Source organism: Rhizobium sp. YS-1r (assembly GCF_000757525.1).
Taxonomy (GTDB): Bacteria; Pseudomonadota; Alphaproteobacteria; order Rhizobiales; family Rhizobiaceae; genus Neorhizobium; species Neorhizobium petrolearium.
The window spans coordinates 1-12839 of record NZ_JPYQ01000025.1; the positions used below are offsets into that span (position 1 = coordinate 1).

Sequence of the window (12839 nt, forward strand, 5' to 3'; positions counted from 1 at the left end):
GCCGCCCTCGTCAGTGACACGGCTTATAGAAGCTCACCCAAGATGAAGTCAACAGGCGTTTTTAAAAAAATGTCATTTTTCTCTCGCGTCCCCGAAATCGCCGTCAGAACAGCGCAGGAAATGGGCGGAGATTAATGAAAAGGCACTCTTTCCAACGCAAAACCGCTTTTCCCGCCTCATTCCCGATTGCTAAGGTGAGGAGCATTTTGACTGCGGAGAAAGAGCATGCTGGTATTGAGCGAGGAAGAGACGCGCAAGGCGTTGCCGTTTAAGGAGCTGATCGACGCGATTGAACGGATGTTCCGCAGCAATTGCGTAATGCCGGTCCGTCATCATCACGAGATGGAAGTGCCGGGCGAAGCAAGCGCCGTGATGCTGCTCATGCCGGCCTGGGTGCCGGGCGACCATATCGGCGTAAAGATTCTCAACCTCTTTCCCGATAATCATTTGCGCGCGCTTCCGACGATCATCGGCAGTTATCTTCTCTCCTCCGGCAAGACCGGCGAGATGCTGGCGATCGTCGAGGGTGGGGAGCTTACCGCGCGGCGCACAGCTGCAACGTCAGCGCTTGCCGCAAGGTATCTGGCACGGGAAGAATCCGAGACGATGCTGATGGTCGGCACGGGCCGCCTCTCGCTCAATCTGATACAGGCCCATGCGGTCACGCGGCCGCTGAAGCGGTTCCTTGTCTGGGGACGCGGCTACGAAAAAGCAGAAGAGACGGCCAAGGAAGCAAGGGGACTCGGCTTCGACGCGGTTGCCGTCGACGATCTTGGTGCGGCAGCCTGCCAAGCGGATATCATTTCCTGCGCTACGCTATCGAGCCAACCGCTGATTCGCGGCGAGTGGCTTAAGCCCGGCACCCATCTCGATCTTGTCGGCGCCTTCAAGCCAAGCATGCGCGAAAGCGATGATGAAGCGGTGCGGCGCTCTTTCGTCTTCGTGGACACGCGTGCGGGCGCCGCACAGGAAGGAGGCGATATCGTCCAGCCGCTCGCAAGCGGCATCCTGGCAATGGAAGATATAAAAGCCGAGCTTGCCGAATTGGCACGCGGCAAGCATCCAGGCCGAACCAGAGTCGACGAGATCACGCTTTTCAAGTCGGTCGGCGCGGCGCTCGAGGATCTCGCCGGTGCTATTCTCGCCTATCAGCATGCCTCCGGACAGGTATCCGGCTGATGGCTGTTTCCTATAAGGCTGGACCGATCGCCGGAAACCTGCCGAAACTGCCGATCACCGACGTTCTCTGGGAAGTCACCGAGGCCCTGGCCCGTGGCACGCGGGCGGTGCTCTCCGCTCCGCCGGGCGCCGGCAAGACAACGCTGGTGCCGCTCGCGCTACTCGATCAGGACTGGTGTTCGGGCAGGATCATCCTGCTGGAACCGCGGCGGCTGGCAGCACGAGCGGCAGCCTCGCGGATGGCGTCCCTCATCGGCGAGACCGTCGGCGAAAGGATCGGTTACCGGATGCGGCTCGACAATCGGATTTCAGCCAGAACCCGGATCGAAGTGGTGACCGAGGGGGTCTTTGCCAGGATGATCCTCGACGATCCGGAGCTCACCGGCATTTCCGCGGTGATCTTCGATGAATTTCACGAGCGGTCGCTCGATGCGGATTTCGGCCTGGCGCTCGCACTCGACGTGCAGTCCGCGTTGCGCGACGACCTGCGTGTTCTCGTCATGTCGGCGACGCTCGATGTCGATCGGGTCGCGGGCCTGCTGGATGATCCGCCGGTGATCAAGAGCGAAGGGCGGAGCTTTCCGGTCGATATCCGGCATCGAGACCGGGCACCGAACGAACGGATCGAGGACTCCGTGACGCGCGCCATCGTCGAAGCACATGCGAACGAAACCGGTTCCATCCTCGCCTTCCTGCCGGGACAGGCGGAGATCCTCAGGACGGCGGAACGGCTGGAGGGCAAGTTCGCACCTGAAACCGTGATCGTGCCGCTTTACGGCAATCTTTCCCAGAAGGAGCAGGATCTGGCAATCAAGCCGGCGCCGACCGGGCAGCGCAAGATCGTGCTTGCCACGTCGATCGCCGAGACATCGATCACCATCGACGGCGTGCGGATCGTCGTCGACAGCGGCTTGCAACGCCTGCCGGTCTTCGAGCCGGCGACGGGGATCACGCGGCTGGAGACGGTGCGGGTCTCGCGCGCATCGGCCGACCAGCGGGCGGGCCGCGCCGGCCGTACCGAACCGGGCATCGCCGTCCGACTCTGGCATCCGGGGCAGACGGCGGCGCTTCAACCCTTCACCCCGCCGCAGATCCTCGCCAGCGATCTTTCCGGCCTGGCGCTCGACCTTGCCCATTGGGGCGTGCAGGATCCGAAGACGCTTGCCTTTCTGGATCCGCCGCCTGGACCGGCTTTCAGCGAAGCAAGGGGTCTGCTCACGCAGCTCGGCGCGCTCGATCCCCAGGGTAGCCTTACTGAACACGGCCGGCTTATGCGGGAGCTTGCGCTTCCGCCCCGCCTTTCGGCGATGGCGATCTTCGCAAATGAAGAGGGCTTTGGCCGGGAGGCCTGCCTGCTTGCCGTTCTTCTGACCGAACAGGGCCTCGGCGGCAGCGACATCGATCTCGATGAGCGGCTGCGCCGGTTTCGCAACGAACGCGGCGACCGTGCCGAATCGGCCCGCAGGCTTGCCGAGCGAATCGCCTCCAACCTGCCGAAGACGTCACAGTCCAGCGAGCCGGTGACCGCAGGCCGGCTCCTGGTGCATGCATATCCCGACCGGATCGCGCTACAGCGCGGCGGGCGGGGACGCTTCGTCATGGCAAACGGCCGCGGAGCTGAACTGCCGGAGACCGAGCGGCTTGCCGCATCACAAATGCTGGTCATAGCAGACCTTACCGGCCGGGCGGCACAGGCAAGAATTCTTGCTGCGGCGGAAATCAGCCGCGCAGACGTAGAGGCGGAACTTGCCGGGGCGATCCAGCAGAAGGATGAATGTTTCTTCGACCGGACAAGCCGCCAGGTCCGCGCCCGCAAGGTAAGGCGCCTCGGCGCCATCATTTTCGAAGAAAAGCCGCTACCCCGGCCTGCCGGTGAACAGGCGGCAAAAGCCCTGGCGGAGGGCGTGCGTGAACTTGGGCTCCAGGCTCTGCCATTCTCCAAGGATGGAATGCAATTGCGAGAAAGGATCGGTTTCCTGCGCCGATCGCTCGGCGAACCCTGGCCGGATGTCAGCGATGAAGCGCTGCTCACCAGGCTCGACGATTGGTTCGTGCCGTTCCAGGGAAATACTTCGGGTCTCGATTCCATCGAGCCCGGCAGTCTTTCGGAAGGGCTGCGGTCGCTGATCCCTCCTTCGGTGGCGCCGGATCTCAACAGGCTGGCGCCGACGCATTTCGAAGCGCCTACCGGCCAGCGGCATCCGATCCGCTACGACGCCGAGGAACCAACGCTTTCCATTCGTGTGCAGGAATTGTTCGGATTGAAGAAACATCCGTCGGTGGCGGGAGGCAAGCTGCCGCTGCTTCTCGAACTGACCTCGCCGGCGCATCGGCCGATCCAGACGACCCGCGACCTGCCGGGCTTCTGGACCGGCTCCTGGAAGGACGTGCGGGCCGAGATGCGCGGGCGTTATCCCAGGCATCCCTGGCCGGAGGATCCTGCCGAAGCGCTTCCGACGACGCGTGCCAAACCGCGCGGGACGTGACAGAATGCCGCCTGCGACCGGAAGTCCAGCCGGTTTATGAAGCCGGCTCAATCATGAATGGCCGCGGCAGCAAGAGACAAATTTGTGATCGCTGACAATCCATCGCTGCGTTCTGCGCAATTCAGCCCTTCGAGCCGCCGCATCCGGCTTCAGACATTGGTGCGGCTGCGCTGGCTTGCCGTCGCGGGCCAGACGATCACCGTTCTCGTCGTCGGACTGCTACTCAGGTTTCCGCTTCCGCTGCGGGAAGCCGCCGTCCTGGTCGGCGCGCTTGCCGCCGCCAATCTCATGCTTTCGGTCTGGTTTCCGACCACTTACCGGCTCGGGCCGAAATCGGCGCTCGCCCTGCTCAGTTTCGACCTGCTGCAGATGGCGGCACTGCTGTTCATCACCGGAGGGCTTGCCAATCCCTTTGCACCGCTGATCTGCGTTCCGGTCATCATCGCCTTTGCGTCCCAACCGCTACGCCATTCACTCGTACTGATCGTCTTCGCTCTCGTCTGCACAACTGTGCTTGCTTTCTCGCCCTATGCTGTTCCCTGGTATCCGGGAGAAGAATTGCGCATCCAGCCGATCATGCAGCTCGGCGTCTGGTGCGCGATCGCCTCGATGATGATGTTCGCGGCTTTCTACGCCTATCGCGTCAGCCACGAAGCGACCCTGCTTGCGGACGCGCTTGCGGCAACGGAACTGGTTCTGGAGCGGGAAAAACATCTTTCGCAGCTCGACGGACTTGCGGCCGCGGCCGCCCACGAACTCGGCACGCCGCTCGCCACGATCAGCGTCGTCGCCAAGGAAATGGAGCGCGAGCTTTCCGACGACGACCGCTTCCGTGAAGACGTGCAGCTCTTGCGAAGCCAGAGCGAGCGCTGCCGCGATATCCTTCGGCGGCTCACCTCGCTCTCGGCCGAGAACGAAGAGCATATGCGCCGTCTGCCGCTCTCCTCGATGATCGAGGAAGTCGTGGCGCCGCACCGGCAGTTCGGCATAGCGATCGAACTCATCGAGAAGGGTGACCGAACGGCGGAGCCGGTCGGCAACCGCAACGCCGGCATCATCTACGGCCTTGGCAACCTCATCGAAAACGCCGTCGACTACGCCAAGAGCAAGGTAACGGTGATGGTCGAGCACAATGCGGAATGGGTGGCGATCACCATCGAAGACGATGGCCAGGGTTATGCGCCGGATATTCTTTCGCGGATCGGCGAACCCTATATGACGAAGAGACCCAGGGAGGACGAACGGGCGGGCGGGCTCGGGCTCGGCCTTTTCATCGCCAAGACGCTGCTCGAAAGGTCCGGCGCATCGATCCACTTCGGCAACCGCGATAACGGTGAAGCGGGTGCCCACATCCATATCGAATGGCCGCGTTCGGTGATGGAAGTACGAGATTCGAAATGACTTTGCGATGGTGGCCCGACGGGACATAATGAAAAGGAAAGGCGGGCCTTCGCAAAAACCGAAAGCCGCGGAGAAACGAACACATGGATACGCATCTGGAAAAGACCACTGACCACGAGCTCGGCCCCGATCCTTCGCTGTTGATCGTCGATGACGACGGCCCGTTCCTGCGCCGGCTGGCGCGCGCCATGGAAAGCCGCGGCTTCGTGGTGGACACAGCAGAATCGGTGGCCGAGGGGATCGCCAAGTCGAAAGCCCGCCCGCCCAAATATGCGGTCGTCGACCTTCGTCTCGGCGATGGCAACGGGCTCGACGTGATCGAGGCGATCCGCCAGAACCGCGAGGATACCAAGGCGATCGTGCTGACCGGTTACGGCAACATCGCCACCGCCGTTACGGCCGTGAAGCTCGGCGCGGTCGATTACCTCTCCAAGCCGGCGGATGCGGACGACATCTTCAATGCGCTCACCCAGCGGCCGGGCGAAAAGGCGGACGTGCCGGAAAACCCCATGTCGGCCGATCGCGTGCGCTGGGAACATATCCAGCGGGTCTACGAGATGTGCGAACGCAATGTCTCCGAGACGGCTCGCCGGCTCAACATGCACCGCCGGACGCTGCAGCGCATTCTTGCGAAGCGCGCGCCGAAATAATCACAGCTCGTCAAAGCTCTTGCCGTTCGCCCATTCTGCCAGCATCAGGCGCTGGGCGGCGGTCCGGGAAAAGTTCAGCGTCATCGCCTTGCGGGTCGCAGGCGGTAGCTTGTGCTCCGGGGCGTCGCGCAACAGATGCCCGCCATAGCCGTCGGAAAGGAAAAGGCCGCAATCTTCCGGGAAGATCTCAAGCGGCACATCCTTATGGGTGGCAAAGAACAGCCGGTCGCAATAGGCGCGGTATTCGGGCCATTTGCGGTCGACGCGAAAATCCTCGACCGAAGTCTTGATCTCGATGATCCAGATCTCGCCCTTTTCGGAGATCGTGACGAGATCGGCGCGTCTTCCGCTTGTCAGCACGAGTTCCGGAATAAGTGCATGCCGCATGTCATGCAGCAGGATCTGCACGCCCTTGCGCACCATCATGGCGCGCGCGGACTGGCGCCCATCGATGAGCGGATTGTTGCTGACAACGTTGAGTATAGTCATGGTTTCCCGTGCCGCTGCCGGTAAATGTTGCAAAAACGCAATGGCATTTTTATTTGTGCGCCGGCTCTCTTCTGGTGCGCTGCAGCGGCTTGCCAAGTGCAATGTAATCGAAAATAACCCGTCATCAAAGGTGCTCGCACACCTGTCGCAATCGATTCGTTTCTTCCAAGAGATTTCCATGCGCTTTCGCAACAGCATGCTCGCATTCGGCCTGTTGGCAACTGCCGCCTTGGCCGGATGCTCCACGACGACTTCCGGCGGTACCGAGGTCGCAACCGTCACGACCTCGCAGATCTTCACCGATTCCTACGGTTCGATAAAAGACGCCGGTTATACCTTGCCGGCGATCCCGATCAGCCGTGTGGACAAGAAATTCCATCGGCAGATCGTCAGCTATTCCACCACCGAACGGCCGGGCACGATCATCGTCAACACGCGGGAGCGCTTTCTTTACTATATCCTGCCGAACGGCCGGGCGGTGCGTTACGGTATCGGCGTCGGCAAGCAGGGCTTTGCGTGGTCGGGCACAGCCTACGTTGCCTGGAAGCAGGAATGGCCGAACTGGCACCCGCCGAAAGAAATGGCCGCCCGCCGTCCGGACGTCGCCAAGTATGTCGAAGACGGCATGGGGCCGGGCCTCGGCAACCCGCTTGGTGCCCGCGCCATGTATCTCTTCAACGAAAAAGGCCAGGACACGCTCTTCCGCCTCCACGGCACGCCGGAGTGGGCCTCTATCGGCACCGCAGCCTCGTCCGGCTGCATCCGCCTGATGAACCAGGACATCATCGACCTCTACAGCCGCGTCCGCCCGGGCCGCAACACCAAGGTCGTCGTGATTCAGTAACCTGATATCGGCAAGAACAGAAAGGCCGCCGAGATTTCTCACGGCGGCCTTTGTTTTTGTGATCTGTCTACCGGTCACCCGGCGAGTTTGGCTTTCAGTTCCAGCCGGCGGCGGTGCAGGACCGGCTCCGTGTAACCGTTCGGCTGTTCGCGGCCTTTCAAGACCAGATCGAGCGCCGCCTGAAAGGCAACCGAGCCGTCGAAATCCCTGGCCATCGGCACGTAGAGCGGATCGTCGGCGTTCTGGCCATCGACGACGGCAGCCATGCGCTTCATGGTCTCGACGATCTGCTCCTTGCTCACCAGCTTGTGGTGGAGCCAGTTGGCCATGTGCTGGGACGAGATGCGCAGCGTCGCGCGATCTTCCATCAGCGCCACATTGTTGATGTCCGGCACCTTGGAGCAACCGACACCCTGGTCGATCCAGCGCACAACATAACCCAGAATACCCTGCGCATTGTTGTCGAGCTCGCGCTGGATTTCCTCCGGCGTCCAGTTCGGCCGCGACGCGACCGGAACGGACAGAATGTCGAAGAGTTTTGCGCGCGGCCGGCTTTTGAAGCCCGCCTGAACGGCGGCGACGTCGATCTTGTGATAATGCGTGGCGTGCAGCGTGGCGGCGGTCGGCGACGGCACCCAGGCAGTATTGGCGCCGGCCTTCGGATGGGCAATCTTCTGCTCCAGCATCGCCGCCATCATGTCCGGCATAGCCCACATGCCCTTGCCGATCTGCGCGTGGCCGGAAAGGCCGCATTCGAGCCCGATATCGACATTCCAGTTCTCGTAAGCGCCGATCCAGGCCGCCTGCTTCATATCGCCCTTGCGGATCATCGGACCGGCCTCCATCGAGGTATGGATCTCGTCACCGGTGCGGTCGAGGAAGCCGGTATTGATGAAGACGACGCGCTCGCGCGCCTGGCGGATGCATTCCTTAAGATTGACGGTCGTGCGGCGTTCCTCATCCATGATGCCCATCTTCATGGTGTTCGTCGGCAGGCCGAGCGCCTGTTCGACACGCGAGAAGATTTCGCAGGCGAAGGCAACTTCCTCCGGCCCGTGCATCTTCGGCTTCACCACATACATGGAGCCGGTCCGGGAGTTCTGCCGGCGACCATTCGGGCCGATGTCGTGAATGGCGATCAGCGCGGTTACCATGGCATCCATGATGCCTTCCGGCACCTCGTTGCCGTCGCTGTCCAGCACCGCCGGGTTGGTCATCAGGTGCCCGACGTTGCGGACAAGCATCAGCGATCGGCGCTTCAGGGCAAAATTCGAGCCATCCGGCGCCTTGTAGTCCGTATCCGGATTGAGGCGGCGGATGAATGTCTTGCCACCCTTGGCAACTTCCTCGGTGAGATCCCCCTTCATCAGGCCGAGCCAATTGCCATAGGCGACGACCTTGTCCTCGGCATCGACGGCGGCAACGGAATCCTCGCAGTCCATGATCGTGGTGATCGCCGATTCCAGCCACACATCGGAGATCTTCGCCGGATCGGCCTTGCCGATCGGGGTCGTCGCGTCGATCAGGATCTCGATATGCAGGCCGTTCTTCGTGAGCAGCAGGTGCGTGGGTGAAGCCGGTTCGCCAAGATAGCCGGCAAACTGCTTCAGGTCGGCAAGACTTACGGTCTTGCCGTCTTGGGCGGCAGCCGTCAGCTTACCGCCGGTGACAGTGAAGGAGGTCACCTCAGTCCAGCTTGCGCCGGTGAAGGGCGCCGATTGATCGAGAAAATCGCGGGCCCAGGCGATGACCTTGGCGCCGCGGACGGGATTGTAGCCCTTGCCCTTTTCCGCCCCATACATCTCAGGAATGACATCCGTGCCGTAGAGTGCGTCGTAAAGCGAACCCCAGCGGGCATTGGCGGCGTTCAGGGCGTAACGGGCATTCATGACCGGCACGACGAGCTGCGGCCCGGCGATCTCGGCGATCTCCGGGTCGACATTCTCTGTGGAAATCCTGAAGTCCGGCCCTTCCGGCAGGAGATAACCGATCTCGCGCAGGAAAACCTCGTAGGCCGAAAGATCGGTCGGCGCGCCGTTCCGGCGGTACCAGTCATCGAGCTTTCCCTGAAAGGCATCGCGCTTGGCGAGCAGTTGGCGGTTCCTGGGCGCAAGATCATGAACGATCTTCGAAAATTCGGAAAAGAACCGGTCGGCACCCACGCCGGTGCCCGGTAGCGCTTCCTTCACCAGGAAATCATAAAGCTTCTCGTCGATTGCGAGACCATTTTTCTGAACGCGAGCCATCGGCTCCTCCGAACTCCACGATATGCGGATGAGTCTCATTTGCGCCGAAGGAAATTGCAATGGCATAAATTTCAAATGACTTGTGCAATATTGGAAACAATCCCAGCGCTGATCAATAATCTTGCCAAGCTTCGCTGGAGGTTTGGCCATGCCGCTCCCAATAAGGTACCGATCCATATAGTTCGACGAGATATTCGATAAATACCCGGATCTTTGGGGGAAGATGTTGCCGGCTCGGATAAACGGCCGAAACCGACACATTCCTTGAGCCTTCATATTCCGGCATCACTCTCACTAGGCGTCCCTCCTTCAGCTCGTTGCCGATATCCCAGGTCGATCTCAACGCTATACCAAGACCTGCTATCACCGCTTCGCGAACCACCTCGCTCGAATTGGTCTTCAGCCTTCCCGCGGGACGATAGACAAAGGGGCCCCTGGGTCCTTCCAGCCTCCAGGGTTCGCCGTTATGCGGAGCCAGACAATGATGGTTCGCCAGGTCTTCTATCTTCTCCGGGATGCCGAAACGGTCGATGTAGGACGGCGATGCACAGAGGATCCGTCGAACCTGAACCAATTTTCGTGCGACGAGGCTCGAATCCTTCAGCTCGGATATACGGATCGCCACGTCATAGCCTTCGGCAATAATGTCGGTGAAGTCGTCCGACAGCATCAGTTCGATCGAGAGAAGCGGATGCGCCCGCATGAATGTCGTAAGATGCGGCGCAATGTGCAATCGCCCGAAGGATGTCGGAGCGGAGATGCGCAGAGTTCCCACGATTTCAGTCGATTTTCCCGAGACGAACTGCTCCGCCTCCTCGATGCCGGTCAGGACATTCGCAACCCGGTCGTAAAATCCCCTGCCGGCGTCCGTCAAACCGATCTGGCGCGTCGTGCGCTGCAAGAGACGCGTTCCGAGCTGCTCTTCCAGCCGTTTGATGCGCTTGGAGACCACGGCCGGGGAAATACCCAGGCTTCTTGCGGCGGCCGACATATTTCCAGTGACTGCGACCTTGATGAAGATTTCCAAGTCGCCGAGATTGGTGATCACGGAGAATTTGTTCCTTACTGGAATAACTGCCTAGCTATTATAGCCAAATCGCAAATAAACTCCAGGCTCCCGCCTTAACGCAGACTGACCCGCATCGGTATGCCGTCGCGGGGCTGCGTCGTCAGCTTCTGCACCGGCCAGACTTTCGTTTCCGGCGTGACGTCGAATCGATAGCGATGCATCAGCACTGCAAGTGCGATCACCGCCTCCTGCATGGCAAAGGTCGCACCGATGCAAATGCGTGGGCCCGCGCCAAACGGCAGATATTGAAAGCGGCCGATCGCGCCGCGGTTTTCGGGTAGGAAACGCTCCGGCATGAAAGCCCGCGGCTTTTCCCAGTAGAGTTCGTGGCGATGCAGCGTCCAGGGCATGACCAGCACGGTGACGCCGGCATCGATCCTGACCGTCTCGCCGCTCGGGCTGACCCAATGGTCATCGGCGATCGCGGCGCGATTGATCGACGGCGCTGGGGGGTAAAGCCTGAGCGCTTCCTCGAAGGCCGCCCGTGTCCAGGGCATCAGGTCGAGCCACTCCACCGGTTCGGCACCGGTTGCCAGAACATGGTCGATCTCCTCCTCCATGCGCTCGCGCACATGCGGCGATTGCGCCACGCAATAAAGCGTCCAGGCGAGCGCCCGCGCGGTCGTCTCGTGGCCGGCGCCGATGAAGGTGAGAATATTATCCTCTATCTCGTCCGGCGTCAGGCCGTCGGGGCCTTCGAGCTGGAGCAGCAGGGTCAGGAAATCCTGCGGCGTATCATCTGGGTTCGCGGCCATCCGTTGCCGTCGCAAGGCCATCGTATCCGCGACAATTTTGCGGAACTTGCCGAGTACCCGGCTGCCGCCGATACGCGTCAACCGCGGCACCCAGGGCGGGGCACGCAGGAGATCCATGGGGTCCACACGGCCCATGCGATGCAGCAACCGGTCGACATCGTCGGAAAAACTCTCGCTCGCCGTGACGATCTCGCCGGAGAAAAGCGTCTCCGAGAGGATGGCGAACGTCAACTCGGTCATGTCGACCGATATGTCGAAGATCTTGCCGTCCGGTCCCGCATCCGCATATCTGGCGGCATATTCCTCCGCCTTCGCCAGCATCTGCCCGGCAAAACCTCTCGCATGCTTCGGCGTGAAAACCGGTGCCATCGCCTTGCGGGACCGCTTCCATACCGGCCCTTCCGCCGTCAGCAGGCCATCGCGCAGGATCGGCCTGAGGATGAGCTGGCGAATCTCCGACATCTCGTAATTGGCCGCATTGTCCACCAGCACATGGCGGATCAGGCCCGGATCGTTGACGATCAGCGTCCGTTCCTTGAAGAATTTCGTTTCGATCCAGGGAAGCGTGAAGGAAGGCCGGCCCCACAGTTCAAGCGGGTTGTGCATGACTGTCCATATGATCTGAAGGCGTGTCGGCGGAACGGTCCTCGGCATCGGGGCCGGCGGGACGAAGGGTTCGGGGCGCATGTCCATCGACGGCCCTCCTCGGGGGTTCCTACGTAGGGAATATCAGGCTTCGCAGGCAGGATTTCAACCGGAGCCGGGACCCTAAAGAAGGGATCTCAACTCCGAAAGCTTGTCGTTGACGAGCCAGCCGTAATAATTCTCCTCCGGCAGGCCGCCCCTCGCCTTGAGTGCTGCGGCACGCCCCGCTGAATCGCCTGTATTATAGAGCGTCGCCGTAATGCCGGGATTGCGAGAGATATCCACGCCCGCGATCGTTTTGTAATCGTCAATCGCCCGGCGGATATTGGCGGCCATATAGGCAAGCGACCTGTCGGGATCCATGATCGCGTCATAGACATCCGCGGCCTTGTTCTCGTCGAGCTTGGGATAGCCTGAAATCCTTGCCACCGTGTCCGAGAACATCAGCGCCGTCAGCGGATTGATCTGGCCGAGGCCGAATGTCTGGCCCGCATAAAAGGGCTGGAAGAATACGGCGCTGAAGCGATTGTCCGGATAAGACTTGCCGCCTACTATTCGGCCCCTGAAATTCTTTTCCCAGATGTTCTCGCGGCAGGTCCAGAGCTTGTAGGAGTCGGAGTAACCGCTGCACTGGCCGAATTCCGGCCGGCCGAGAAAGTCCTCGATGGACTCGTCTCCGTAACCGAACCGGAAGTTGTTTCCGGCATAGGCGGCCGCCTTGACGTAATAGGTCTGCAACCGATCATAGGCATCGACATTGTAGGTATGCTCGCCGACGATCGCGCCGATCATATGGATCGGGTCGATACCATAGGCGGCGGCTGTCGCCTTGATCTTGGCGATCAGCTTCCGGTCGGTTGCAAGCAGATCGCGAATCTTCTCGTATTTTTCGTCGAATGTCGTTTTGCCGGCACGCGTGCGGCGCATCGAAGCGCCTGGAACCTTTGGCTGTTCCACATGACGGTTACCCTCCGGCACCACGACGAGTCCCCCCGCCAACGCGGAGGGAGCCGCGAATGTGGCCGTGACGAGGAGGAATGCCAGGAGTATGCGTTTCAAGATTTGCTTGTCCCAG

Annotated in this window: 10 protein-coding genes; 5 read left to right on the forward strand and 5 right to left on the reverse strand. The window is 61.1% G+C overall.

Annotation, left to right across the window (positions count from 1 at the left end):
• The first annotated feature begins 225 nt into the window (after positions 1-225).
• The 4 genes from JL39_RS18440 to JL39_RS18455 all read left to right on the forward strand — a co-directional run bounded on the left by JL39_RS18440 (position 226) and on the right by JL39_RS18455 (position 5716).
• Entirely contained in the window at positions 226-1179 is a 954-nt protein-coding gene (locus JL39_RS18440; RefSeq protein WP_037153896.1) for an ornithine cyclodeaminase family protein, read from the forward strand.
• Complete coding sequence (hrpB, locus tag JL39_RS18445; protein WP_037153897.1) at positions 1179-3665, forward strand: ATP-dependent helicase HrpB; 2487 nt, start codon at positions 1179-1181, stop codon at positions 3663-3665. The genes JL39_RS18440 and hrpB overlap by 1 nt, the downstream gene beginning before the upstream one ends.
• A gap of 87 nt (positions 3666-3752) precedes the next feature.
• On the forward strand, positions 3753-5066 hold the full coding sequence (locus JL39_RS18450) for an ActS/PrrB/RegB family redox-sensitive histidine kinase (protein WP_052182994.1): 1314 nt from the start codon (positions 3753-3755) through the stop codon (positions 5064-5066).
• A gap of 83 nt (positions 5067-5149) precedes the next feature.
• Entirely contained in the window at positions 5150-5716 is a 567-nt protein-coding gene (locus JL39_RS18455) for an ActR/PrrA/RegA family redox response regulator transcription factor (protein WP_052182979.1), read from the forward strand.
• Here the strand turns inward: JL39_RS18455 and JL39_RS18460 are convergent, their stop codons facing one another.
• Positions 5717-6205: an MmcB family DNA repair protein gene (locus JL39_RS18460; protein ID WP_037153898.1), complete on the reverse strand. Its 489-nt coding sequence runs from the start codon at positions 6203-6205 to the stop codon at positions 5717-5719.
• Between the two features lie 178 nt (positions 6206-6383).
• On the opposite strand from JL39_RS18460, the gene JL39_RS18465 reads away from it, so the two are divergent.
• Positions 6384-7049, forward strand: a complete 666-nt coding sequence (locus tag JL39_RS18465) for a L,D-transpeptidase (RefSeq protein ID WP_037154347.1) — start codon at positions 6384-6386, stop codon at positions 7047-7049.
• Positions 7050-7123: 74 nt separating this feature from the next.
• On the opposite strand, the gene JL39_RS18470 is transcribed toward JL39_RS18465, so the two are convergent.
• The 4 genes from JL39_RS18470 to JL39_RS18485 form a co-directional block, all read right to left on the reverse strand.
• The gene (locus JL39_RS18470; protein ID WP_037153900.1) at positions 7124-9295 is read right to left on the reverse strand and encodes a malate synthase G; all 2172 of its coding nucleotides are present in this window, start codon (positions 9293-9295) and stop codon (positions 7124-7126) included.
• 112 nt (positions 9296-9407) lie between these two features.
• The gene (locus JL39_RS18475) at positions 9408-10340 is read right to left on the reverse strand and encodes a LysR family transcriptional regulator (RefSeq protein WP_052182995.1); all 933 of its coding nucleotides are present in this window, start codon (positions 10338-10340) and stop codon (positions 9408-9410) included.
• 77 nt (positions 10341-10417) lie between these two features.
• Complete coding sequence (locus JL39_RS18480) at positions 10418-11812, reverse strand: cytochrome P450 (RefSeq protein ID WP_037153903.1); 1395 nt, start codon at positions 11810-11812, stop codon at positions 10418-10420.
• A gap of 75 nt (positions 11813-11887) precedes the next feature.
• Positions 11888-12763 (reverse strand): DUF1402 family protein, encoded by an 876-nt coding sequence (locus JL39_RS18485; RefSeq protein WP_244446921.1) that lies wholly within the window; start codon positions 12761-12763, stop codon positions 11888-11890.
• Positions 12764-12839 lie beyond the last annotated feature (76 nt).